This window comes from uncultured Kushneria sp., from assembly GCF_947497025.1.
Lineage (GTDB): Bacteria > Pseudomonadota > Gammaproteobacteria > Pseudomonadales > Halomonadaceae > Kushneria.
On the sequence record NZ_CANMFC010000008.1, the window covers coordinates 107,553 to 131,919 of the forward strand.

Sequence of the window (24,367 nt, forward strand, 5' to 3'; positions counted from 1 at the left end):
TGACGCGTCGACGCCCATTTTCTTTTTTAAAGCTGAAGCAATAATATTTTTCTACTAAAGTCTTATTCCCTGGAGTGGATGTTGTCTGCATCTGCGTGATCCTGCTGGCGCAATCGTGAGGTAGAACGTGATGAAAAAATACCTGGAGCTATTGGCACCGGTACTGGTGGCAGCGTTGCTGGCGCTGTTACCGGCGCCGCCGGCGCTGGCACCTCATGCCTGGTATTTCTTTGCCATTTTTGCCGGCTGCGTGGTCGGGTTGATTCTGGAGCCTCTGCCGGGGGCCGTCATCGGTTTGATCGGCGTCGTGGTAGTGGCGCTGCTGGCGCCCTGGGTGCTGTTTTCGCCCGGTCAGCTTTCTCAGGCAGGGTTTAACGCGCCCGACCAGGCGTTTCACTGGGCCGTCTCAGGGTTTACCAATTCGACCGTCTGGCTGATCTTCGGCGCCTTCATGTTTGCGCTGGGTTATGAAAAAACCGGGCTTGGGCGTCGAATTGCCCTGTTGCTGGTCAGGCTCATGGGGCGTCGTACGTTGACGCTGGGCTACGCCGTAATGATCGCCGATACCATTCTGGCCCCCTTTACGCCTTCCAATACGGCACGCAGCGGCGGCACCATTTATCCGGTCATTCGCAATCTACCGCCGCTGTATGATTCCCATCCCAACGATCCAAGCATGAGAAAAGTGGGGTCGTATCTGATGTGGACGGCCATTTCCTCGACCTGTGTGACCAGCACGCTCTTTTTGACGGCGCTGGCGCCCAACCTTCTGGCCATCGGCATCCTGCAGAGCAATACCGATGTCAGTATCAACTGGGGAGAATGGTTTATTGCTGCCGCCCCGGTAGGTCTCGTGCTTTTGCTGCTCACGCCACTTCTGACCTACTGGTTTTGCCCACCGGAGACAAAAAGCGGCGAGGCCGTCCCGCGCTGGGCAGCAGAAGAGCTGGCCGCAATGGGAAAGCTGACGCGTCATGAAATCATGCTGCTGGGTCTTGTGATCCTGGCGCTGGCGCTCTGGGTCCTTGGAGGAAGCATCATTCAGCCCGCGCTGGTCGGACTTGCGGTCATCAGCCTGATGTTGATTGCCGGTATCATCAACTGGAACGATATTCTGACCAACAAGGCGGCCTGGAACACCTTTGCCTGGTTTGCAACGCTGGTGGCACTGGCAGATGGACTCAAGAGTGTCGGGTTTGTCGAATGGTTCGGTGCGCTGGTTTCCGAACATCTGGCGGGCTTTAGTCCGACACTGGCCATGGTGGCGCTGGTAGCCGTATTTTTCCTGCTGCACTATCTCTTTGCCAGTAGCACGGCGCATACCACCGCACTGCTACCGGTCATGCTGGCGGCGGCTTCCGGCATTCCCGGTCTTGATATGCATACCTTTGCGCTGCTGTTGCTTCCCTCGATCGGGATCATGGGCATCATTACGCTCTACGGTACGGGGCCAAGCCCTGTCTATTACGGTAGCGGCTACCTGCCGGCGCCGCTTTACTGGCGTCTGGGTACCATCTTTGGCGCGATCTATCTGATCGCATGGCTCGGGTTCGGAACCCCCTGGATACATCTGATCAGCGGTTAAAAATGTGCCTTCAATCCTTGTCGCTGGCGCCGTCCGTCGGCATCGAGGTATCCAGCCACTGGCTGAAAAGTGAAGGCCATACTGTTTCAGGGCTTCCAACGTGACAGGGGGTAACATGATTACGCAGCACAGGCTGGATTCGGCACACCAGGTGGACTCTCCCAATGCCGATGTCCGGCCACACGGGGAGATATCACTGGTGGTACTGCACTCGATCAGTCTGCCGCCGGGCCGGTTTGGCGGCAAGGAGATCGAGGCGCTGTTCACCAATCAGCTTGACTGGGATGCGCACCCCTTTTTCCAGTCGATTCGGGGGCTTCGGGTGTCGGCGCATCTGCTGATTCGCCGTGATGGCAGCTGCGTGCAGTTTGTACCCTTCGACCGGCGTGCCTGGCATGCCGGTCGCTCCCGGTGGCAGGGCCGTCAGGCACTCAATGACTTCAGTGTCGGCATCGAGCTTGAGGGGGACGCCCGCCCCTTTACCCATGCTCAATACCACCGCCTGGCCCGGGTGCTGACGGCACTTGAAGCGTTCTACCCCCGTATCAATGCCTGTGAGAGGGTGACCCACGAGCAGGTGGCGCCACTTAGAAAGACCGATCCGGGGCCGAGTTTTGATCATCGGTATCTCATGAGGCTCCTGGCCGGCTGAAATGGCTAAACGTACGTATTCTCGGGCGCTGGATCATGCAGAATGACGTGACTATTCTGGCAGGATACCCGATATGGTCTGTTGCACTGAGCGGGCATGTATCGACGAGGGCCTTCCCGGCGTGGGTGGCCAGAGGCATGCCATGCCGGTCACGTCCGGAGACGTTAATTGGCATGACTTCGTGTTTGCGGTATCTTCGTCGTCCAATCAGAGCGCCCATGTTCGAGTGTTACCTGTTTCGTTGATGGCCAACGAGTCGGAATCCGTTGCAGTGTCCCTATGGCTATCCGCGCCGGCGACTGCACGCCCGATGCCATCGTTTGACGTATCCGGAAACCATGGCCCCTGTAAATATCGGGTGCCTACCCCGCCTTGAAAGCGCCAGAGGCTCCAAAAGGGCCCGCTGACAACTTATCTTCATTCGGAGAGACGTCTATGAGTCTGGAGGCAAGAGAAGATCACGATCCGATCGAGACAAGGGAGTGGTTGGAAGCCCTGACATCGGTAGTGGACCGTGAAGGTGAGGAGCGTGCTCAGTATATTCTGAGCCGTCTGGCTGATCGCTTGCGCCGTGATGGCAAGCTGCCGCCGTTCTCCGTGAACACGCCTCATCGCAATACCATCCCCGTTCATCGCGAGGCAAAGCTGCCCGGCGACATGTTCATGGAGCGCAAGATCCGCTCCGCGATCCGCTGGAACAGCGTGGCGCAGGTCATCCGCGCCAACAAAAAGCACAAGGGACTGGGCGGCCACCTGGCCAGCTACATGTCCTGTGCCGTACTTTACGAAGTGGGCTTTAACCATTTCTTTCGTGCCGACAGCGATGAGCAAAAGGGCGATCTGGTCTACATACAGGGCCATGTAACGCCCGGTATTTATGCCCGCTCCTTTCTCGAAGGGCGTCTGACCGAAGAGCAGCTGGATACCTTTCGCCAGGAAGCCGTGGCTGAAGGTCTGTCTTCCTATCCCCACCCATATCTGATGCCGGATTACTGGCAATTCCCGACTGTCTCGATGGGTCTGGGACCGATTCAGGCCATTTACCAAGCGCACGTCATGAAGTACATGAACGCGCGTGGCCTGGCGGATATGGGCGATCGCAAGGTCTGGGCCTTCCTGGGTGACGGCGAGTGCGACGAGCCGGAATCGCTTGGTGCACTGCATCTGGCCAGCCGTGAAAAGCTCGACAACCTGATTTTTGTCATCAACTGCAACCTGCAGCGTCTTGACGGCCCGGTACGCGGTAACGGCCGCATCATGGACGAGCTTGAAGGCATGTTCCGTGGCGCCGGCTGGAATGTCATCAAGGTGGTCTGGGGCGGTCTCTGGGACCCGCTGTTCGAGCAGGACAGCAAGGGCATCATGCAAAAGCGCATGGATGAGGCAGTCGACGGCGAGTACCAGAACTTCAAGGCCCGCGGCGGCGCCTATACCCGCGAGAATTTCTTCGGCAAGTACCCCGAGACTGCCGATATGGTCAAGGACTACTCTGATGAGGATATCTATCGCCTCAATCGTGGTGGTCATGACCCGCAGAAGATGTATGCGGCCTACCATGAAGCGGTCAACAATGCCGGCGGCCGACCCACGGTCGTACTGGCGCACACCGTCAAGGGGTATGGCATGGGCGGCGGCAGCGGCGAAGCCGATATGGAAGCCCACCAGATCAAGTCGATGGAAACCGATGCCCTGAAGGTCATGCGTGATCGTTTCGGCATTCCGGTCTCTGACAAGCAGCTTGAAGAGGGCATGCCCTACTACAAGCCGGATGACGATAGCCCCGAAATGCGCTATCTGCATCAACGGCGCAAGCAGCTGGGCGGCTATCTGCCGGCGCGCAAAAACGATTTCGAGCCCATCGAAATTCCGGGGCTGGATGACAAGATGTTCGCGACGCAGACCAGAGGATCCGGCGATCGTGAAATCTCCACCACCATGTCGTTTGTGCGCGTGCTCAACGGCCTGGTGAAAAACAAGCAGTTCGGCCAGCAGGTCGTGCCCATCATCCCCGATGAAGCGCGTACCTTCGGCATGGAAGGCATGTTCCGCCAGATCGGTATCTACGCGGCAGAAGGCCAGAAGTACGAGCCGATGGATACCGGCCAGATCATGTACTACCGCGAGGATCAGAAGGGTCAGATTCTCGAGGAAGGCATCAACGAGGCCGGCTCCATGGCGGCCTGGATCGCGGCGGCGACCTCCTATGCCAACCATCACGTGCCGCTGCTGCCGTTTTACGTCTACTACTCGATGTTTGGCTATCAGCGCGTGGGCGATCTGGTCTGGGCAGCGGGCGACCTGCAGGCACGAGGCTTCATGGTCGGCGGGACTGCCGGACGTACCACCATCAACGGTGAAGGCCTGCAGCACCAGGATGGCCACAGCCATATCCTGATGTCCACGGTGCCCAACTGCCGCTCCTACGATCCCTGCTATGGCCATGAGCTGGCGGTCATCATGCAGGACGGTCTCAAGCGCATGTATCAGGACCGCGAAAGCTGCTTCTACTACCTGACGGTCATGAACGAAAACTACGTCCATCCCGAAATGCCGGAAGGCAGCGAGGAAGGCATCATTCGTGGCATGTACCTGCTTCAGGAAGGCGAGAGCGACAAGAAGCAGCCGCGTGTCCAGCTGCTGGGCAGCGGCACCATCCTACGGGAAGTGGAAGCCGCCGCCGAGCTCTTGCGTGATGACTTTGGCGTCACCGCCGATGTCTGGAGCGTGACCAGCTTCAACGAGCTGCGTCGTGAAGCGCTGGAGTATGATCGTCAGCAGTTCCTCAATCCTGAAGGCGAGCAGCAAAAGCCGTGGGTCACGAGCTGTCTGGAAGGCCGCGAAGGGCCGGTTATTGCCTCCACGGACTACATGAAGCTCTATGCTGATCAGGTGCGTGCTTGGGTACCATCTGACTTCCACGTTCTGGGCACCGATGGTTTCGGCCGCTCGGATACGCGTGAACATCTGCGTCGTTTCTTCGAAGTCGATCGTTACTTTGTCACCGTACTGGCGCTGCGCGCGCTGGCCAATCGTGGCGAGATCGATGCCAAAGTCGTCAGTGACGCGATGAAAAAATATGACATCGACCCCAGCAAACCCAATCCGCTGGTGAGCTGAGGCGCCTGTCTCACAAAAGTGCCGCCGGGTGAGTGACACGCTCACCCGGCTCGGGCAACGGCCAGGTGATAAGGAGCGCGACCTTGAGTAGTGAAATCATTAAGGTACCCGACATCGGGGGCAGCGAGGGCGTCGAGATCATCGAGATCTCCGTTCAGGCCGGCGATACGATCGAAGCCGAAGACACCATGATTGTGCTGGAATCCGACAAGGCCAGCATGGACATCCCCGCACCGAAGGCTGGCAAGGTCAAGAAGGTATTGGTCAGCGAAGGGGACAAGGTATCCGAAGGCGACGACATTCTCGAGCTGGAAGCCGAGGGTGACGGCGACGCTGAAGAAGGTGATGGCGAGGCCGACGAGAGCGATGATGACAAGTCATCGGTCAAGGACAGCCGCAACGCCGAGCATCTTGAGGAAGAGGCTGAAGCCGACGAATCCGATGTTGAAGAAGACAAAAAGCCGAAGAAGTCCTCCGGCGGCAAGCGCACGGTAGAAGTGCGTGTTCCGGACATCGGTGGCAGCGAGAACGTTGAAATCATCGAGATCGCGGTTAGCGAGGGCGATGAGATTAGCGAAGAAGATGCGCTGATTACCCTGGAGTCCGACAAGGCCTCGATGGATGTGCCCAGCCCCTATAGCGGCAAGCTGGTCTCTCTTGAGCTCAAGGAAGGCGACACCGTCTCCGAGGGCGACCTGATCGGCACCATGGAAATCGCTGGCGAAGGCGATGATGATGCCGATGAGGACACTTCCGATGATGGCAATGGCGCCGATCATGAGGAAGAAGCCGATGCCATCGGTGACGGTGAAGATGACGTTGAGGAGAGCGACAGCGAAGGCGGTCGTCAGGAGCTGCGTGTTCCGGACATCGGCGGTAGCGACAACGTTGAAATCATCGAAGTCTCGATCAGCGAAGGCGATGAGATCAACGAGGAAGATGCGCTGATCACTCTGGAGTCCGACAAGGCCTCCATGGACATCCCCAGCCCCTTCAAGGGCAAGGTGGTGGAAGTCAGCGTCAAGGAAGGCGATACCGTTTCCGAAGGCGATCTGATCGGCTATATCGAAGTGGCCGGCAGCAAGCCCAAAGGCTCGTCCAAAAAGTCTTCCGGCGACAAGGCTGATTCGAAGAAAAAGTCCGACGATTCGGCCAAAAAGTCTTCAGATGACAAGTCTTCCGGGGAAAAGTCCGGTTCGAAAGGCAAATCCAGCGGCGGCTCGAAAGAGACCCAAAAGCAGGATGCGCCGGACGGCGAGGCGAAGAAGGATGAGGGCAGCTACGGCGGTGAGCCCGGTCCCGAGGCGCGTCGTCATCAGGGCGAAAGCACCTCCGGCAGCAGCGTTCATGCCGGGCCTGCCGTGCGCCTGATGGCACGTGAGCTGGGCGTGGAGCTTGCCGAGGTCAAGGCCAGCGGTCCGAAGGGGCGCGTGCTGAAAGAAGACGTGGATGCCTTCGTCAAGCAGGTCATGAGCGATCGCAAGAAGGGCGGCGGTGCTGCCGCTCAGTCGTCCGCGCCGGCGCAGGGTGGTGCCGGTATTCCGCCGATTCCGGCCATCGATTTCAGCCAGTTTGGCGAGATCGAAGAGAAGCCGATGGGTCGTCTGATGAAGGCGGGTGCGACCAATCTGCATCGCAGCTGGCTCAACGTGCCGCATGTGACCCAGTTCGATGAGGCCGACATCACCGAGCTTGAAGCCTTCCGCAAGGCGATGAAGGATGAGGCTGCACAGCAGGGCGCGAAGCTGACGCCGCTGCCGTTCATGATCAAGGCGGCCGCGCACGCACTGGCGAAGTATCCGCAGTTCAATGTGTCGCTGCATCCGGATGGCGACAAGCTTATCCAGAAGAAGTATTTCAACATTGGTGTGGCGGTGGATACACCCAACGGGCTGATGGTGCCGGTGATCCGCAACGTGGATCAAAAGGGTATTGTCGAGCTGGCAAAGGAAGTGATCGACCTGGCCGGCCGCGCTCAGGAAGGCAAGCTCAAGCGCGAAGAGATGCAGGGTGGCTGCTTTACCATCTCGAGTCTCGGTTCAATCGGCGGTACGGCGTTTACGCCCATCGTCAATGCGCCTGAAGTGGCCATTCTGGGGGTTTCGAAATCGCAGATGAAGCCGGTGTGGAACGGCAGCGAGTTCAAGCCACGGCTGATGTGTCCGCTGTCGCTGTCCTATGACCACCGTGCTGTTAACGGTGCCGATGCAGCACGCTTTACGGCGTATCTGGCAGCAATTCTGACCGATATTCGTCGACTGACCATGTAACGGTTGAAAGTGCCAGAGGGCGGCTCTTCAGGGCCGCCCTTTTTGTAGAGGTGCAATGGGTCGGCGTCGTCAATATGTCGCAGAGTCGGCGACTTCACTTGTGCCTGCAGGGTGCCTGTCGTTATTGTTGCGGTTTATTTTCAGATGGCCCGCCAGCCACGATGGTCTGGTGGCGTCGCCCCGGATCATGAGTCATTTATTGAAGGAGCGGTTTTTCATGCGTTTGATCCTGTTGGGAGCCCCTGGTGCGGGTAAGGGGACGCAGGCCCGATTCATCTGCGAACGCTTCGATATCGTCCAGATTTCGACCGGCGATATGCTGCGAGCGGCCGTCAAGGAAGGCAATGAACTGGGCCTGAGGGTCAAGGAGATCATGTCTGCCGGTCAGCTCGTGTCCGATGATCTGATCATTGAACTGGTCAGGGAGCGTATCGCTCAGCCCGACTGTGCCAACGGCTTTTTGTTCGATGGCTTCCCCCGCACGATTGTGCAGGCGGATGCCTTGAAGGAAGCCGGTATCGATCTGGATCACGTGCTTGAAATCCACGTGGCCGATGAAGAGATCATCAACCGGCTCTCCGGGCGCCGCGTTCATCCCGGATCGGGCCGTGTCTATCATGTCGATAATCATCCGCCGAAGCAGGAAGGTATCGATAACGAGACCGGTGAAGCGCTGATTCAGCGCGAGGATGACCGCGAAGAGACCGTTCGCCATCGTCTGGATGTTTATCATGATCAGACCGAACCCCTGATTGCGTACTATCAGCAGTGGCAGGAGCAGGCTCCGCAAGAGGCACCGGCCTTTCACCGGATTGAAGGTGTGGGCAGCGTCGAGGAGATTCGTGCTCAGGTGGTCGAGGCGCTCTCTTCCTGATCGTTGATATCACAGCAGATTCTGCAAAAAGCTGCACGCCTCAGGGCATGCGGCTTTTTTTATGTCCGAATTTTCCTTTGGAATTGTGCAGTTATGAATATTTCTTGTGGGCTTTACTGAATGATTGAGCAGGCATGGTGTCTCTTCCATGGCGGTGTCATGATGCGCTGCTTCCATGGCCCATACTCCTGTGCAATGTCATGGGTGGCCTCTGAAGCGCGGGCTCGAAAGCGTTTTGGACGGGCGTTGAGATACCTACGTATAATGCCGCCTCATTTCCGACTCTGACGTAGCGAGCCCATGACTAGCCTGCTGGCCCTTGATGCTTCCTCTTCTGCCTGCTCCGTGGCCCTTTGGATGGACGGTAATGTGATCGGCAGGGTAGAACATGCCCCGCGGGGTCATACCCGACGTCTCATGCCCATGATCGATGCACTTCTTGATGAGGCCGGCATGGCCCGTTCATCGCTGGATGCCATTGCCTATGGCCATGGGCCGGGCGCCTTTACCGGCATTCGTATCGCGGCCGGTGTGGCTCAGGGCATCGCCTACGGTCTGGGGTGCCCGCTGCTGGGCGTCTCCACGCTACGGGCGCTGGCACACAATGCCTGGCAGCAGGACGGCGCCAGCCTCATCATGCCGGCACTCGATGCCCGGCTGGGCGAGCTCTACGTGGCGCTTTACCGGGTCGACGAAGGACGGCTGGAAGCCGTGGTGGCCGATGGCGTCATGGCACCCGAGGCGCTGGTGCTGCCATCGTGTCCGCCCGGCTCGGTCACCATGATTGGCAGCGGTGTCGTTCTCATGGACAGGCTGTCGCCTGCGGTTCGGGAATATGCAGGAACAACGCTTGAGCATCGCGAACCCGAAGCCTGCGATATTGCACAACTGGCAGCCATGGATTTTGCCTCGGGGTTGATCACCAGCCCCCAGGAAGCCCTTCCCATTTATCTGCGTGATCAGGTTGTTTCCAGCAAGCGTTAAGGATGCTCTTTATGGATTGGTTACATGTGGCGGTACTCTCTCTCATTCAGGGGCTCTCCGAATTTCTGCCTGTGTCGTCATCGGCACACCTGATTTTGCCATCACAGCTGTTTGGCTGGCCCGACCAAGGGCTGGCGTTTGATGTTGCCGTTCATGTTGGGACGCTTCTGGCCGTGTTGATGGCCTTTCGCAAGGATGTCATCGCCATTCTGGGCGGCTGGTTTGCGCATGTGTTCAAGCGACGCCCGAGCGAGGAAGCCCGTATCGGCTGGGCCGTGATTGCGGCCACCCTGCCGGCCGGTATTCTGGGCTTTCTCTGCGATGATCTGATCAGCAGCTATGCCCGATCGGGTCTGGTAATCGCGACCACCACCATTTTGTTTGGTCTGTTGCTGTGGTGGGCAGACGTCAAGGGCATCAGAAGGCTCGTCATGTCGCAGATGACGCTTAAAAATGCCGTGCTGATTGGCTTCGCGCAGGCACTGGCCCTGATCCCCGGCACTTCCCGTTCGGGTATTACCATCACGGCAGCGTTGCTTCTGGGTTATACCCGCCAGACGGCGGCGCGCTTTTCGTTTTTGATGTCGATTCCGCTGATTCTGGCGGCAGGGCTTTTCAAGGGCATCGAGCTTGCCGAGACCGGCGCCGATGCGCACTGGCTGCCCATTCTGGCGGGTGTGATCCTGTCCTTTCTCTCGGCGCTGGCCTGTATCAAGCTCTTTCTCGCCGCGCTGGATCGCATCGGCATGCTGCCCTTTGTCATCTATCGCATGATTCTGGGCGTCTTCCTGTTTATCTTTCTGGCATGACCTCTCAGGATTTTGGCACCCGTCCCGTGGTGCTGGGGGATAAGGCCCAGGACCATGCCCTGGCGCACCGGCTGGGGCTTGCGCTGGTGCCGACGCCGGGCAGAGATGATCTGTGGTTGCGCCATGGCGAGCACGGCTTGGAACTGGGCGGCGACAGGCGCCAGTTCGGGGCACCGATCCGGGCCGATCTGGTCGAGGGCGGCGTGGCGCATCGACGTCAGTTCGGTGGCGGGCGCGGTCAGCTGATCGCGCGTGCCTGCGGTCTGAAGCAGGGCATGTCACCGGACATCATTGATGCCACGGCAGGGCTCGGACGCGACAGCGCGGTACTGGCCTCGCTCGGATCGCGAGTCTTGATGATCGAGCGTCATCCGGTCGTGGCCGCCCTGCTGTTTGACGCGCTGGCACGCGCCCGCAGGCTGGAAGCGCTGAATGCGCTGACGCGGCGCCTTTATTTTGTGGAAGGGGACAGCAGCCAGACGCTGTCAGAGCTGGTGGCGACCTCAAGCGTAGCGCCTCAGGTTATTCATCTGGACCCCATGTATCCGCATCAGGACAAGTCGGCGCTGGTCAAAAAGGAGATGCGCCTTTTTCGCCGGTTGGTCGGAGATGATACGGACGCACCGCAGCTTCTGGCCCAGGCGCTCGATATCGCCACTCATCGGGTGGTGGTCAAGCGACCAAAGGGCGCGCCGCCGATCGACGGCCCGTCACCCAGTCATGAGATCAGCTCCAAAAACAGTCGCTATGACCTTTATGTGCATCGCTCACTAAAGCCTTCACGCTGAGGCTTCGCTGTGTGGGCGCCCGGCGGTCAGCTCTGTGAGGCGATGGCGCAGGGCCGGATCAAACAGCATGCGGCTTTTCATCAGGGCTTCGGGCAGGCGGGCATCAAAGTTGAGTTTTTCCTGTGACTGCCAGAGCCAGCCGTCGCGTTCCAGGCTGTCCAGCAGTCCGGCAAACAGGCGCCGATCGAAGAACTCCGGGGCATTAAGCCCCTGTAGCCGCGTCAGTCGCTCCGCCAGCAGCTGACTCTGGGCTTCCAGCATTTCCCGGCTGATGGTGCCGTTGGGGTAATGCATCAGCGTGGAAAAGAGAATAAAGCCACGCTCGAGCGTCGGCTGAATGGCGCGACCCAGCAGATAGAGGCGTTCCCGCGCCTCATCGCCTGTCTCGGGACGCTGCCAGGTGTCTCCCTGGCGTGTTAAAAGTCCCAGTGTCACGAACACTTCCAGCACGCCATTCAAATGCTCGGCGAAGGCCTGGTCATCGGCCTCAATGAAAAACTCCTGCTGCAGCGCCGGCCAGATGGGGGCCAGCAGGCTTTCAAGGGTGGTGAACTCAAGGCGGGCGTTATTGCGAAAGGCAAAGGCGACCAGCGCGTGAAGGGCGAAGAGATGCAGTACGTTGTTGCGATACCAGGTCAGTAGTGGCGCGCGCTCGTCGCTGACCGTGATCAGGTCCCCCAGCGAGTGTTCGATACGACTGACCACGCCCAGATATTCACTGCGTTCCACCCATTCCTGTGGCCCCTGTTCGGGCAGCCGAACGCGCTTGCCACCGGGCAGCCGTGCCTGTAGCGCATACAGCGTCTTGAGCTGGCGCATGAGCAGGTCAATTTCGATGGTGCGATGTGGCGTGGCCAGCATCGTCAGCGCGACCATGGAAATGGGCGTGAGCGCAGCAGCGTGATTGATGCGGGTGGCAATTTCAAGGCTCAGATCCGGTACCGCCTCGCGCAGCCAGTCGGCCTCGACACCGGGCTTCTGCGAGCGCCAGTCGGGGTAGCGCTGATCCAGATAGCTGCCCAGCACCAGCGGTTCGCCGACACTGACCTGAACGCGTCCAAAGGGCTGGCGCAGATGGCGCAGCACGCGCAGCAGCCCCAGTGGGGTCTCCTTGCGCTTTTTGCCCGTGCGCAGCTCGCGGATGTAGGCATTGGATTCAAGCACTTTCTCATAGCCGATATAAATCGGTATGAAGGCCAGTTCGCGACTCGGCGCGCGGGCATGGGAGCGCAGCGTCATCGACAGCATGCCGGGTTTGGGTGAGAGCATGCGGCCGGTGCGCGAGCGTCCCCCCTCAATGAAGTATTCCACCGGATGCCCCTGTGACAGCAGCTGATGCAGATACTCGTTGAAGACGGCGCCATAGAGCCGGTTGCCCTTGAAACTGCGCCGCATGAAAAAGGCGCCGGCGCGGCGCAGCAATGGGCCGATCAGGGGCATATCGAGATTGCGGCCGGCGGCAATGTGCGGTGGCATCAGCCCCTGTTGATAGAGCACGTAGGAGAGCAGGAGATAATCGATATGGCTGCGGTGACAAGGGACATACACCAGCTCATGGGTCCCCGCCAGGGCTTCGACATCTTCGATACCGTGCACATCGACGCCATCATAAAGCCGATTCCACAGTCGTCCCAGTACCTGATAGAGAAAGCGCAATACCGGAGCCGACATGTTGGCGGCGATTTCGAAACCGTAGCGCTCGGCACGCTGCAGGGCGCGCTCGTCACGTTCGCCGTGCTCCAGCGCACTATCGTGTGCCGCGGCCCGGACAGCGGGCTGGCGCAGGACACGTCGGATCAGTGTGCGGCGATGGGAAAGGTCAGGCCCGATGGCCTGGAGTCGAACGCGGCGGAAATAGCGTCGTAGAAAGCGGGTAATGCGGATGCGGTTGAACTGCTCATCGACGTCACCGTGTGCCATCAGCGTGCGCAGCGACACCGGTTCTCCAAGGCGAACCTCGAGCGAACGACCGTTGATGATCACGCCGGCCAGGCGTTGCAGACGGCCTACCAGCGACCAGCCGTCGGCGGTCAAAAGATGACGCAGGCCTACGCGTTCACGCTGCGGTGCACGCCCCCAGAACAGCGTGACCGGTACCAGACTCACATCACTGTCGGGATACTCTTCCAGGGCAGTGATCAGATGATCAAGCGATGTAGAGCGGTCGACATGGCCGCGATGACGGCGATAATGCGTGGCATCAAACAGGGCCATGCGTGCCGGAAAACGCCGGCCATGGGCCAGGCAGACATTGCCGTCAGGAGAGGGCAGATCAAGGCGCTGACAGAAAATCGACAGTGCCAGTCGGTCGGACAGGGCCGACACCGGTAGTATGTAGATGATCGGCCGATCATGCCCGGTGAAAAGGGTTTTCGGGCATTCGGGATCCATGCTGCGAAAGCGCAGCCAGGCGCCGAGCGCTCGGCAACCGAGGCGCTGCCAGAATCCCTGTGAAGATGTTTCGGACATGGCCGGTTTGCTCGCTGAATCGGGAATATGGAAGGTTGAATGACCTGACAGTGAGATCTGCACCGATCCGATGACATGGCACTATAGTATAGCGCCGGTTGAATCGACATGGCCCAGAGGGCAGCAAGACAGGGAGATGCAACATGAGAGAGCAGTGGCATGACGGCAATCATTTTTCCCTGTTGCCGACAGCAGACTGTTTTGTGCCCGCACTGCTTGAGGCCATCGATCACGCGAAAGCCTCGATTCTGATCGAGCTCTATATCGTCGAGGACGGCGACATGGGGGAGCGTTTTTTTGAAGCGCTCATCCGGGCCGCTGCTCGCGGTGTCGATGTGCGGTTTTTAATTGATGCCTGCGGATCATGGTCTCTTTCCAGAGAGAGCAAGCAGCGTCTGGTCGACGCCAGCATCTCTCTGCGTGAATTCAACGTTTTGACGCTCAGGCATCTGGGGCGCTTCATTTCGCGGGATCATCGCAAACTGGTCGTCATTGACGGACATACCGCCTTTACAGGGGGCTTCGGGGTAAATGATCAGTTTCTCAGGTCATGGTTCGAAGTGGCCGTTCGCATTACCGGCCCCTGTGTCGATGACTGGATTGAACTGTTCAATCGGGTGTGGCGCTCGCGAAAGACCCAGGACTTTGTGACCGGCGTCCGGCGAAAGGGTAATGCGCCAGCGGTCGTGCCAAATCCGATGCGCTGTGAAGGGCACATGGTTGGTCGCGTGGTTTGGGGGCAGGGGTATCACTACCAGGCCATCCGCCGCTCACTGCAGCACCAGGTTAGCACGGCCCAAAAGCATATCTGGATCTGTACCCCCTATTTTGTACCCACTCGCACTTTGAGAAGACAGCTGCGCCGAGCGGCACGCCGTGGAGTGGATGTCAGGCTGTTGCTGGCCGCGCGTGATCACGATCATCCCAGCGTGCGTTACGCCGGGCAGCGGTTTTTCACCCGGCTTTTGCGATCAAACGTGCGCATTTTCGAGTTTCAGCCGCGCTTTATTCATGCCAAGTTCAGCCTGTGTGACGGCTGGGCAACCATTGGCTCATGCAATTTCGATCACTGGAGCCTGCAGTGGAATCTGGAAGCCAATCAGGAGATCGATGATCCCGGTTTTGCCACCGAGCTGGGTGAGCTGTTTGAACACTGCTTTGATCAATGCCATGAAATTAGCGCTGTCCACTGGGCGTCGCGGTCGCGACGCCAGCGGCTGCGTGAATGGGGCTACGGCATAATGGATGCCCTGATGACCCGATTGCGCTGAAGGCTTTTGCCGGGCGTTTTTTACTGACGCTTGCCCGGGCCTCTGGATTTGCCCTTGCCCTTTGCGCCCTTGCTGCCTTTTGAAGGCGTGGGGGCAGGCTTTTCAACCGGTGCGCGCTGCAGCAGGTAAAGATCCAGTGTCAGCTCGGCCAGCTGCCCTGCCAGGCGGGTTGCCTCGGTCGGCTGTTGGCCAAGGGCTGCCAGTTCCGGGTCTTCCTCGTCGAACAGGCCCGACAGGGTCATGAAGGGCAGTAGCAGTTCAGCGGCCGTCTCTTCCTGAGCGCCGAACCAGGCCGCCTCATCAAGAAAGACGCCTTCCATGAAGCCGGCACACCAGAGGCGTACAGGATGCTCTTCGTTCTCTTCTTCGCTGCCTTCAAATTCGAGATCAAAGGGCAGGTCCGGGATGTTACCGTTTTCAAAAACCTCGACCGCATTGACGAGCAGGGCATCCAGCGCGTCAAGAATCTCCCGGCGCTGCTGATCGCTTTCAAAGTCGGGCGTGGTGTCAAAAATCAGGGCATGGCGCTCATCGCGGTCGTGTGACACGGTCGAGATGGCCAGCGCTGTCAGCAGTCCATGTACGCCAAACAGATCCAGTGCTTCTTCGCTGACGCGCTCGGAATCGAGAAACTCGAACAGTGCATCAAGACGGTCATCCTCCAGCAGCGGTACCGATTGGGGCGTATCGGCCGTGATATCATTCATTGAGCAGCATCCATACAGTAAGCGGCGCGTTGCACGGCAGCCGGGCCGCCGGGTTGAGAATTCATAGTTTATCATCCATGACCGATTTCCCTGCCAGCGACATTGATGACTTTCCGCTCGGCGATGCCAGCCGCGCCCGGCTTTTGGCTCATGTCGAACGATGCCTTGTGAAGGCCCGCGTTCGCTATTCGACGCTGCCGTCTCCCGGGGTCTGGTGTGATCTGCGTGGACGCAGTGCCGGGCAGGCTCATTATGGTCGTGGCGGTCTGCGCTTTAACATGACGCTGTATGCCGAGCAGCCCGAGGCCTTTCTTGCCGAGGTGGTGCCGCATGAAATGGCCCACTGGGTTGTTCATCATGTGTATCCGGGACGTGTTCGGCCGCATGGCGTGCAGTGGCAGCGGGTCATGATCGAGGTGTTTGACTGCCCGCCCAGTGTTACCCATCGCTTTGATACCTCACGTGCCAGTCCTGCCCCCTATCCCTATCTCTGTGGCTGTCGTCGTCACTACTTTACCCGTCGACGCCATAATAATGAGCGCCGTGGCAGCCGATACCGCTGCCGCTATTGCGGCGAGATACTGCGCCCTGAAGCGCGTGACGATGGCGCGCGATCCGATTCAGGCGTGGAAAGAATGGTCGAACAGTGACCATGGTCTAATGGTCAGCCTGCCCCTGCCTGACGCTAATCTAAGGGTCACACTATCCATGGTGGGTCTGCGTGATCCATTAGATCAAGGAGATGCGACATGAGCCATACTGCCCAAGCCATGGCAGGTGCCGCACAAAAGCTGCGTGGCCCGATCAGCGAGCAGGACTATCGCGAGCGTTATCGTTATTCGATCGAATCTCCTGAAGACTTCTGGCGTGAAGAGATGCAGCGTCTTGACTGGATTCGCACGCCTGAAAGCATTCTTAACGGCCATTTCGGTGACAATCGTTCCCGTATCCGCTGGTTCGAGGACGGCGTGCTCAATGCTTCGGCCAACTGTCTGGATCGTCATCTCGAACGCCGGGGGGACAAGCCGGCCATTGTCTGGGAAGGCGACAATCCCGATCATCAGCGCGTGTTGACCTACCGCGAACTGCATGAGCAGACGTGTCGGTTTGCCAACATGCTCAAGACGCTTGGGGTCGGACGCGGTGATACCGTGACGCTGTACATGCCGATGATTCCGGAAGCGGCGGTTGCCATGCTGGCGTGCGCCCGCATTGGTGCCGTGCACTCCGTCGTATTTGGCGGGTTTTCATCGGAAGCGCTGGCCGGGCGGATCTCGGACTGTGCCTCTCGTGTGGTGATTACCGCCGATATTTCACGTCGTGGTGGCAAGCAGGTTCCGCTCAAGAAAAACGTCGACGAGGCGCTGGCCATCAAGGGCACCGAGTGTGTCGAGCATGTGCTGGTCGTCCCCTGTGGTGACAAGCCCATTGACTGGCAATCCCGCGATATCGATGCCTGCGCGATGATGCAGGAGCAGTCTGCAGAGTGTGAACCCGAAGCCATGGGGGCCGAGGACCCTTTGTTCATTCTTTATACCTCGGGATCAACGGGCACACCCAAGGGCCTGATGCATACCACCGGGGGGTATCTGCTTTATGCGTCCATGACCCATCAGGAGATCTTTGGACTGCGTGAAGACGATGTCTACTGGTGTGCTGCCGATGTGGGCTGGGTCACCGGTCACTCCTATGTGGTGTATGGGCCGCTGGCCAACGGGGCCACAACGGTCATGTTTGAAGGCGTGCCGAGCTATCCGGATTACGGCCGTGTCGGGGAAGTGATTGACCGGCACAACATTACGATTTTCTATACCTCACCGACGGCCATTCGCGCCATGATGGGCCATGGTGATCATGTCATGGACAGCAGCCGGCGCGATTCGCTGCGCCTGATTGGGACGGTGGGTGAGCCCATCAACCCGCAGGCCTGGCACTTCAGTCACCAGATTATCGGCAACGGGCGCTGCCCGATCATGGATACCTGGTGGCAGACCGAAACCGGTGGTCACATGATGGCGCCCCTGACCGACGTTGAAAACGTCAAGCCCGGTGCGGCCATGCGGCCCTTCTTCGGCATTCGCCCGGCATTGATGGATGCCGAAGGCAAGCGTGTTGAAGGTGACGGTGAGGGCAGTCTGGTTATCGAAGGCAGCTGGCCGGGCCAGGCGCGTACCATCTGGGGCAACCATGAGCGTTTCGAGGAAACCTATTTCAGCATGTATCCCGGTGCCTACTTCACCGGCGATGGCGCGCACCGCGATGCCGATGGGGATTACTGGATCACCGGGCGTATCGATGATGTGCTCAATGTCTCCGGGCACCGCATGGGAACGGCCGAGATCGAATCGGCGCTGGTGGCGCATCCGGCCGTAGCCGAGGCCGCAGTCGTGGGCTTTCCTCATGACATGAAGGGACAGGGCATTTATGCCTATATCACCCTGATGCAGGGGGCGGAGCCCAGTGAAGGGCTAAGCAGGGAGCTCAACGACGTTGTGCGCCGTGATATCGGTGCGATTGCAAAGCTTGATGCCATTCAGTGGGCGCCGGGTCTGCCCAAGACACGTTCCGGCAAGATCATGCGGCGCATTCTTCGCAAGATTGCCGCCAATGAAGTGGACGGCCTGGGCGATATCAGTACCCTGTCTGACCCTGACGTTGTGGAAGCCCTGATCAAGGAGCGTGTTCACCGCTAGGGAATATGCTCATCTGCTTCTCGATCACGACAAGCGCGTCATCTTGTCGCATAATGAACGTTAGCGCCGGGAAACCGGTTGCTAACGTTTTATTTTGGAAATAAAAAAATCATGGGGTAACATGCTGAGATTGCTGGTTACATGATCGGCAGGTGGCATGATGACGCTCGGCCTTGCACTGCTGATGACGTGGCTGACCGCGTTTTGACCGGGGCTGGGCCGTCCTGAATGATACGGGGAATCCTGGAGGAAACTGCATGGCCTTTGCCCAGAAGTTTATCGTGGCAGACGATCACCCCTTGTTTCGTGCGGCACTGACGCAGTCACTGCGTCAGGTGGCGGCCAATGCCGAGATTGTTGAAGCTGATACCATGGAAGCCACCATCGAGGTCGTCACACGCCATCCCGATGCTGACCTGATTCTTCTGGATCTGCGTATGCCCGGTGCACATGGTTTTTCAGGCCTGATTCAGCTGCGCGGACAGATGCCTGACATCCCCGTGGCAGTGATCTCGGGCAGTGAAGAGCCGCAGGTGGTTCGTCGCTCTCTTGATTATGGCGCGTCGGGTTTTATCCCCAAGTCGGCGTCGCTGGATACGATTGCCGGTGGCATCAGTGCCATCCTTGACGGCGAGATATGGCTTCCGCCCGAAATGGCTGACTATCTGGGAGACGGCGACGAGGAAGAAGCCAAGTTTGCCGCGGCTATCGCATCGCTGACGCCGCAGCAGTTTCGCGTGCTCAACATGCTGACCGAGGGCCTGCTGAACAAGCAGATTGCCTACGACCTCAATGTTTCCGAGGCGACCATCAAGGCACATGTCACGGCGATTTTACGCAAGCTGGGTGTTCATTCGCGAACGCAGGCGGTTATTGCGGCCCAGAAACTGGAAGTAGAACCTTCACGCGTCGAAAACTGAAAGCAAATTCGATCGTTAAAAATCCCGGCCTGAACCGGGATTTTTTGTGCCTTGTGATCGCATGCCGGCTCAATTCAGGCGGCGGTTGGCCTGAAGGGTACGGGTCAGTAGTGCACGCAGTGCCGCCGGTCGAACCGGCTTGTTGAGCAGGTGATAGCCGGCGCGGCGAATCAGATCGGCGACCTCTTCGGTGCGATCGGCCGTGATCACAATGCCGGGGACGTCTCCGGTAAAGCGCTCGGCGAGCGACTCCAGTGCCATCAGGCCGGTGACTTCATTGTCCAGGTGGTAGTCGGCCAGAATGATGTCGGGTTCGCCGGTCATGTTGCGCACCACCGAGCGCGCCCCGCCGATCGAGGTGGCCGTAAATACCTCGCACTCCCAGCCTTCCAGCATCGCCTTCATGCCTTCAAGCGTCATGGTCTCATTGTCGATACAGATGATACGCGCGCCGCGAATGCGATTACCGGCGCTTTTCTGGGCGGCCTGGGTTTCCTGACGGGTGAGCACCGCGCCTCGCTTGATCGGCACGCCAAGGGCGAAGACCGTGCCATGGCCTTCCCGTGATCGAATGGTGATGGGGTGATCCAGTACCCGTGCCATGCGATCGGCGATCGATAGCCCCAGCCCCAGTCCCTTTTCACTTTCCCGGTGACGGGATTTTTGGTCCAGTCGTCGAAACTCCTGAAAAATCTCGGACTGACGTGACTCCGGGATGCCGGGTCCGGTATCCCAGACTTCGATCGACAGATGTTCACCCCGGCGGCGGCAGCCCAGCAGTACACGACCGTGCTGGGTATAGCGCAGGGCATTGGAGAGGAAGTTCTGAATAATGCGTCTGAGCATCTGTGGATCACTGTCGATCACGGTGCTTGTCTCGACCATGTCCAGATCCAGTCCACGATCCAGGGCCATGACCGAAAACTCCGCATATAGAGGGCGCAGAATCTCATTGAGGGCAAAGATCTGACGTCGAGGAGTCAGGGCACCGGCATCCAGCTTGGAGATGTCCAGAAGCGTGCCCAGCAGCTCCTCTGCCGCCTGTAGCGAGTTGTCGATGTGGACCAGCGTATCGTGATGTTCGCTCTCTGCCAGGCGCTGGGTCAGCGCCGAGGTGAATAGCCGCGCGGCGTTGAGCGGCTGAAGCAGGTCATGACTTGCTGCCGCCAGAAAGCGGGTCTTCGAGGCGTTGGCGGTCTCGGCCACCTGCTTGGCCTGTCGCAGCGCCAGTTCAGCCTCGGAGCGGACCCGGTTTTCCTGACGCAGGGCGATGTTGACCTCGGACAGTTCCCGGGTGCGTTCGCGCACGCGCTCCTCGAGATGTTCGTTGGTTTCCTTGAGCGCGATCTCCGCCAGCCGTCGTTCGGTGATGTCCTGATACAGCGCAAAAAAGCCCAGTACGCGCCCCCCTTCTCCAAAGTGGGGCGTATAGGTGGCCAGCATATAACGGGTACCGCCTTCACGGTCGAGCAGGGAGAGCTCCCACGACACGCGCTCGCCGCCGAGCGCCCGCTGCATCCAGGGGGCGCGCAGCTTCCACGTGCTGGCGCTCATGACGTCTTCGGCACGCTTGCCAATGGCCTGCAGTCGATCCACCTCCATGGCGGTTTCATAGGCGCGATTGGTAAAGAGGTAATGACAGTCGCGGTCAAAATAGGCGATTAGCGCCGGCACATTGTCGGTATAGATACGGATGTTGTTTTCCGAGCGGATCAGCGCCTCTTCGGTGCGCTTCTGGTCGGTGACATCCTGATAGGTATAGACAAACCCGCCGCCCACCATGGGGTTGCCATGGATGTCGAGCACGCTGTCGTCCTGTCGATAGCGCTGATAGTGATGCGCCTGGCCGCCGCGAATATTGTCCATCAACAAGCGGACATGTTCCTGCGGGTCACCGGGACCATATTCGCCATGCTCGGCGTTATATAAAAAGATGCGCTCGATAGGCTCGCCGACATGAATGAGGTGGTCGGGGAAGCGGAACAGCTCCAGATAGCGCTGGTTCCAGACCACGATGCGCAGCTTGTGATCCACCACCATCACGCCCTGGTTGATGTTCTCGATGGTGGCCTGCAAAAGGGATCGGTTGAACTCGAGCACCTGAGAGGCTTCATCGACGATGGACACGACATCAGAAATTGACACGTCCCGCCCCGAAAGAGCCGAGTTCATCACGATGCGCGCCGAAGAAGCCCCGATGGCCGAGGCCAGAAGCCGCTCGGTAAAGCCGATCAGATCGATTGACGCGCGCATGCCCGGGTCCAGGCGCTGCTGATGGCGCCATCCATAATCATTGAAGGCGCGCTCGACCTGATCCTCGTTGAGAAACCGCCGTGACAGGGACTTGAGATCACTCACCGATGTTGTACCGCCCCACGGACGGTTGATCAGGGTCTGATGGGACGCCACGCTGTCCACGAACAGCGATGCCTGAATGCGCTCGACCACACGCTGTCGCGTGACCTGGGAGAAGAAGATATAGCAGAAAAGGTTCACGCCCAGCGACAGCAGCACGCCCTGGGTAATGGGGTCGTCCAGTGACAGGCCCAGCAGGTTGGATGGGCTGAGCAGTTCAATGCCCATCGGGCCCGCCTCGATGGGGAAGGGGAACAGGCCCGCCCGAACCAGGGTGGGCAGCAGCAGGGTATAGCCCCAGATCAGAAAGCCCAGCCCCAGGCCCAGGCTCACGCCCAGGCGATTGCCGCGTTTCCAGTACAGCCCGCCAATCAGTGCCGGCGCCAGCTGGGCCAGTGCGGCCAGCGACAGCACGCCAAGGCTTGCCAGCGAGCTTGAAGGAGCGGTGAGCTTGTAAAAGCCGTAGGCCAGCGCCAGCGTCAGCACGATGATCAGGCGACGGATGCGCAGCACCCAGCGGGCATAATCGCCGTGACGCGCGTCAAATCCCTTGAAACGTAGCAGCAGGGGAATGACAACTTCGTTGGAGATCATGATGGAGAGGGTCACGGCCGCCATGATGACCATGCCGCTGGCGGCCGCAAACCCGCCAATGAACGTGATCATGACCAGCCATGATTGGTCCAGCGCCATGGCCAGATGCAATACCCACGTATCCGGGTCAAGACCCCGGCCTTCGAAAAGCGTCAGGGCGGCTACGGCCAGCGGGAGCACGAAAAAACCGGCAGCAATCAGGTACAGCGGAAACAGCCAGCGGGCCCGGGCAGTGTCATCGGTACTGGTGTTTTCAACTACGGTGACGTGAAACTGACGGGGAATGCAGAACACGGCCAGCATGGCCAGTAGCGTCTGGGTCCAGAATCCCTGGCCGAAGCTGGCGCTGCTGAAATGGCTGCCGGCGGAAAGATCGCGCACCGCACGGCTGGAGAGCTCGCCCAGGCCATCAAAGGTCCCCCAGGTGATCAGGGCACCCAGCAGCACAAAGGCGCCGAGCTTGACCACGGACTCAAAGGCGATGGCCTGAATCAGCCCCTCATGATGCTCGGTAGCATCGGTATGGCGTGTACCGAACAGGATGGCAAAGAGCGCCATGAGCGCGGCCACATAAAACGCGGTATCACCGAGGATGGGAGAGCGCACGATGTCATTATTGGCGGTCAAAACCGTAAAACTGGCCGCCATGGCCTTGAGTTGCAGAGCCAGGTAGGGAAGAGTGCCCAGCAGGGCGACCAGGCTGGCCAGCGCCGCCAGCGCCTGGGTCTTGCCATAGCGTGAAGCAATAAAATCGGCGATCGAGGTGATATTTTGCCGCTTGGCGACGCGAATCATCTTGGTCAGGATTGGCCAGAACAGCAAAAAGGCGAGAATGGGCCCCAGAAAGACGCTGAGATACTGAAGGCCCGAGTCGGCCACCTGTCCCACGCTGCCGTAGAAGGTCCAGGAGGTGCAGTAGACGGCCAGCGCCAGGCTATAGACCAGCGGCCGCCGCTTTGCCGGCCCGAGTCTTCGGGCACGCTGGTCACCACGCCAGGCGATGCCAAAAAGTGTGGCGATGTATAAAAGCGAGATGGTGAGCAGTAACCAGCCCTGAAACATCGTGAAAATCCCTGCCTGACCTGCGTAACGGCTGCTTCATGGTGGCAGCCTTGAAATATCGATAACGCTCCGGTGTTTGCCGGCGTGCTATCGCCCCTTCAGGCCCCGCATAACGTGCCGGGGCTTCGCCTGTACCAGGTGGCGATGATAAAGTAGCGCCAATGTCGCATTAATCTGAAGTCATCTCCATGCAAGAACTTGATCAGTCCGTGAATACTCGCCAGAAGCGGGAATTCGACAAGCTTCAAAAGCGCCTGCGCCGCCATGTTGGCAATGCCATTACCGATTACGCCATGATCAACGAGGGCGACAGGGTGATGGTGTGCCTTTCCGGTGGCAAGGATTCCTACACCATGCTCGAGATTCTGCGCAATCTTCAGCGCAACGCGCCGGTGAATTTCGAGCTGGTGGCCGTCAATATGGATCAAAAGCAGCCCGGCTTCCCCGAGCATGTGCTGCCGGCGTATCTGGAAAAGCAGGGTATCGAATATCACATTGTCGAGCGCGATACCTATTCGATCGTCAAGGAGAAGGTGCCCGAGGGCAAAACGACCTGCGGGCTGTGTTCACGGCTGCGCCGTGGAACGCTCTATGGCTTTGCCGAAGAGATCGGCGCCAACAAGATCGCGCTGGGTCACCATCGTGATGACATGCTGGAGACGCTCTTTCTCAACATGTTTTTTGGGGGCTCGCTCAAGTCGATGCCACCCAAGCTGCTCTCCGATGACGGCAAAAATATCGTGATCCGTCCGATGACCTACTGCTCGGAGGCCGATATTGCCCGGTTTTCCGAAGCCATGGCTTTCCCCATCATTCCGTGCAATCTGTGTGGCAGCCAGGAAAACCTGCAGCGCCAGGTCGTCAAGGAAATGCTGGCAGACTGGGAGCGCAAGCACCCCGGGCGAGTGGATACCATGTTCAAGGCACTAACCAACGTCGCCCCTTCTCAGCTGGCGGATCGTGACCTGTTCGATTTCCACGGTCTTGAGGAGAAGCAGCGCCTGATGAAGCGTGATCGCATTGATACGATCAACCTCATGGCGCAGGATGCCGATACGCCGCTGTCATGAATTTGCCGCTTTTGTTCGGGAAGTGTTTGACTTTCCTGCAATGATCGGTAGAATGCAGCGCCACATGACCCGGGTGGTTAGCTCAGTTGGAAGAGCACCAGCCTTACAAGCTGGGGGTCACTGGTTCGAGCCCAGTACCACCCACCA

General features: G+C 59.0%; 17 protein-coding genes and 1 tRNA gene. 14 read left to right on the forward strand and 4 right to left on the reverse strand.

Going from position 1 to position 24,367, the window contains the following annotated elements:
• Positions 1–130 precede the first annotated feature (130 nt).
• The 5 genes from Q0931_RS14855 (at position 131) to adk (ending at position 8,498) form a co-directional block, all read left to right on the forward strand.
• Positions 131–1,585: an anion permease gene (locus Q0931_RS14855; protein WP_299261673.1), complete on the forward strand. Its 1,455-nt coding sequence runs from the start codon at positions 131–133 to the stop codon at positions 1,583–1,585.
• Between the two features lie 115 nt (positions 1,586–1,700).
• Positions 1,701–2,237 (forward strand): 1,6-anhydro-N-acetylmuramyl-L-alanine amidase AmpD, encoded by a 537-nt coding sequence (gene ampD, locus Q0931_RS14860; protein WP_299261634.1) that lies wholly within the window; start codon positions 1,701–1,703, stop codon positions 2,235–2,237.
• A gap of 435 nt (positions 2,238–2,672) precedes the next feature.
• Positions 2,673–5,354, forward strand: coding sequence for a pyruvate dehydrogenase (acetyl-transferring), homodimeric type (gene aceE, locus Q0931_RS14865; protein ID WP_299261636.1), 2,682 nt, complete (start codon positions 2,673–2,675; stop codon positions 5,352–5,354).
• 83 nt (positions 5,355–5,437) lie between these two features.
• A complete protein-coding gene (aceF, locus tag Q0931_RS14870; protein WP_299261638.1) occupies positions 5,438–7,624 on the forward strand; it encodes a dihydrolipoyllysine-residue acetyltransferase in 2,187 nt (728 codons plus the stop codon).
• 217 nt (positions 7,625–7,841) lie between these two features.
• A complete protein-coding gene (gene adk, locus Q0931_RS14875; RefSeq protein ID WP_299261640.1) occupies positions 7,842–8,498 on the forward strand; it encodes an adenylate kinase in 657 nt (218 codons plus the stop codon).
• A gap of 9 nt (positions 8,499–8,507) precedes the next feature.
• Here adk and Q0931_RS14880 read toward each other — a convergent pair whose 3' ends face one another.
• Positions 8,508–8,675 carry a hypothetical protein gene (locus Q0931_RS14880; RefSeq protein ID WP_299261642.1) on the reverse strand — a complete coding sequence of 56 codons (168 nt, stop codon included), beginning with the start codon at positions 8,673–8,675 and terminating at the stop codon, positions 8,508–8,510.
• A gap of 123 nt (positions 8,676–8,798) precedes the next feature.
• On the opposite strand from Q0931_RS14880, the gene tsaB reads away from it, so the two are divergent.
• From tsaB to Q0931_RS14895, 3 genes are read left to right on the forward strand one after another with little or no spacing between them, the layout of a single operon-like run.
• Positions 8,799–9,482 carry a tRNA (adenosine(37)-N6)-threonylcarbamoyltransferase complex dimerization subunit type 1 TsaB gene (gene tsaB, locus Q0931_RS14885; protein WP_299261644.1) on the forward strand — a complete coding sequence of 228 codons (684 nt, stop codon included), beginning with the start codon at positions 8,799–8,801 and terminating at the stop codon, positions 9,480–9,482.
• An 11-nt stretch (positions 9,483–9,493) separates the two neighbouring features.
• Positions 9,494–10,291, forward strand: a complete 798-nt coding sequence (locus Q0931_RS14890; RefSeq protein ID WP_299261646.1) for an undecaprenyl-diphosphate phosphatase — start codon at positions 9,494–9,496, stop codon at positions 10,289–10,291.
• The gene (locus Q0931_RS14895; RefSeq protein WP_299261648.1) at positions 10,288–11,079 is read left to right on the forward strand and encodes a class I SAM-dependent methyltransferase; all 792 of its coding nucleotides are present in this window, start codon (positions 10,288–10,290) and stop codon (positions 11,077–11,079) included. Before Q0931_RS14890 ends, Q0931_RS14895 begins: the two co-directional genes overlap by 4 nt.
• Here Q0931_RS14895 and plsB read toward each other — a convergent pair.
• The gene (gene plsB / locus Q0931_RS14900; protein ID WP_299261650.1) at positions 11,071–13,548 is read right to left on the reverse strand and encodes a glycerol-3-phosphate 1-O-acyltransferase PlsB; all 2,478 of its coding nucleotides are present in this window, start codon (positions 13,546–13,548) and stop codon (positions 11,071–11,073) included. The genes Q0931_RS14895 and plsB overlap by 9 nt on opposite strands.
• A 143-nt stretch (positions 13,549–13,691) precedes the next feature.
• Here plsB and Q0931_RS14905 point away from each other — a divergent pair, with 143 nt between their 5' ends.
• Entirely contained in the window at positions 13,692–14,819 is a 1,128-nt protein-coding gene (locus Q0931_RS14905; RefSeq protein WP_299261652.1) for a phosphatidylserine/phosphatidylglycerophosphate/cardiolipin synthase family protein, read from the forward strand.
• Between the two features lie 20 nt (positions 14,820–14,839).
• On the opposite strand, the gene Q0931_RS14910 is transcribed toward Q0931_RS14905, so the two are convergent.
• Positions 14,840–15,526 (reverse strand): YecA family protein, encoded by a 687-nt coding sequence (locus tag Q0931_RS14910; RefSeq protein WP_299261654.1) that lies wholly within the window; start codon positions 15,524–15,526, stop codon positions 14,840–14,842.
• A gap of 77 nt (positions 15,527–15,603) precedes the next feature.
• Between Q0931_RS14910 and Q0931_RS14915 the strand changes: the two genes are divergently transcribed.
• The 3 genes from Q0931_RS14915 to Q0931_RS14925 all read left to right on the forward strand — a co-directional run bounded on the left by Q0931_RS14915 (position 15,604) and on the right by Q0931_RS14925 (position 19,139).
• The gene (locus Q0931_RS14915) at positions 15,604–16,176 is read left to right on the forward strand and encodes a SprT-like domain-containing protein (protein WP_299261656.1); all 573 of its coding nucleotides are present in this window, start codon (positions 15,604–15,606) and stop codon (positions 16,174–16,176) included.
• Between the two features lie 120 nt (positions 16,177–16,296).
• Entirely contained in the window at positions 16,297–18,219 is a 1,923-nt protein-coding gene (acs, locus tag Q0931_RS14920) for an acetate--CoA ligase (RefSeq protein WP_299261675.1), read from the forward strand.
• Between the two features lie 257 nt (positions 18,220–18,476).
• A complete protein-coding gene (locus Q0931_RS14925; RefSeq protein ID WP_086622302.1) occupies positions 18,477–19,139 on the forward strand; it encodes a response regulator transcription factor in 663 nt (220 codons plus the stop codon).
• Positions 19,140–19,208: 69 nt separating this feature from the next.
• Here Q0931_RS14925 and Q0931_RS14930 read toward each other — a convergent pair whose 3' ends face one another.
• Positions 19,209–23,150 (reverse strand): NahK/ErcS family hybrid sensor histidine kinase/response regulator, encoded by a 3,942-nt coding sequence (locus Q0931_RS14930; protein ID WP_299261661.1) that lies wholly within the window; start codon positions 23,148–23,150, stop codon positions 19,209–19,211.
• A 188-nt stretch (positions 23,151–23,338) separates the two neighbouring features.
• Between Q0931_RS14930 and ttcA the strand changes: the two genes are divergently transcribed.
• Both ttcA and Q0931_RS14940 read left to right on the forward strand, forming a co-directional pair.
• The gene (gene ttcA, locus Q0931_RS14935; protein ID WP_299261663.1) at positions 23,339–24,220 is read left to right on the forward strand and encodes a tRNA 2-thiocytidine(32) synthetase TtcA; all 882 of its coding nucleotides are present in this window, start codon (positions 23,339–23,341) and stop codon (positions 24,218–24,220) included.
• Between the two features lie 71 nt (positions 24,221–24,291).
• A tRNA-Val gene (locus Q0931_RS14940) sits at positions 24,292–24,367 on the forward strand.

Coding starts and splice junctions, on each gene's coding strand:
- Q0931_RS14855 (WP_299261673.1), top strand. CDS start 131: ATGAAAAAATACCTGGAGCTATTGGCACCGGTACTGGTGGCAGCGTTG.
- ampD (WP_299261634.1), top strand. CDS start 1,701: ATGATTACGCAGCACAGGCTGGATTCGGCACACCAGGTGGACTCTCCC.
- aceE (WP_299261636.1), top strand. CDS start 2,673: ATGAGTCTGGAGGCAAGAGAAGATCACGATCCGATCGAGACAAGGGAG.
- adk (WP_299261640.1), top strand. CDS start 7,842: ATGCGTTTGATCCTGTTGGGAGCCCCTGGTGCGGGTAAGGGGACGCAG.
- Q0931_RS14880 (WP_299261642.1), bottom strand. CDS start 8,675: ATGGAAGCAGCGCATCATGACACCGCCATGGAAGAGACACCATGCCTG.
- tsaB (WP_299261644.1), top strand. CDS start 8,799: ATGACTAGCCTGCTGGCCCTTGATGCTTCCTCTTCTGCCTGCTCCGTG.
- Q0931_RS14890 (WP_299261646.1), top strand. CDS start 9,494: ATGGATTGGTTACATGTGGCGGTACTCTCTCTCATTCAGGGGCTCTCC.
- Q0931_RS14895 (WP_299261648.1), top strand. CDS start 10,288: ATGACCTCTCAGGATTTTGGCACCCGTCCCGTGGTGCTGGGGGATAAG.
- plsB (WP_299261650.1), bottom strand. CDS start 13,548: ATGTCCGAAACATCTTCACAGGGATTCTGGCAGCGCCTCGGTTGCCGA.
- Q0931_RS14905 (WP_299261652.1), top strand. CDS start 13,692: ATGAGAGAGCAGTGGCATGACGGCAATCATTTTTCCCTGTTGCCGACA.
- Q0931_RS14910 (WP_299261654.1), bottom strand. CDS start 15,526: ATGAATGATATCACGGCCGATACGCCCCAATCGGTACCGCTGCTGGAG.
- Q0931_RS14915 (WP_299261656.1), top strand. CDS start 15,604: ATGACCGATTTCCCTGCCAGCGACATTGATGACTTTCCGCTCGGCGAT.
- acs (WP_299261675.1), top strand. CDS start 16,297: ATGGCAGGTGCCGCACAAAAGCTGCGTGGCCCGATCAGCGAGCAGGAC.
- Q0931_RS14925 (WP_086622302.1), top strand. CDS start 18,477: ATGGCCTTTGCCCAGAAGTTTATCGTGGCAGACGATCACCCCTTGTTT.
- Q0931_RS14930 (WP_299261661.1), bottom strand. CDS start 23,150: ATGTTTCAGGGCTGGTTACTGCTCACCATCTCGCTTTTATACATCGCC.
- ttcA (WP_299261663.1), top strand. CDS start 23,339: ATGCAAGAACTTGATCAGTCCGTGAATACTCGCCAGAAGCGGGAATTC.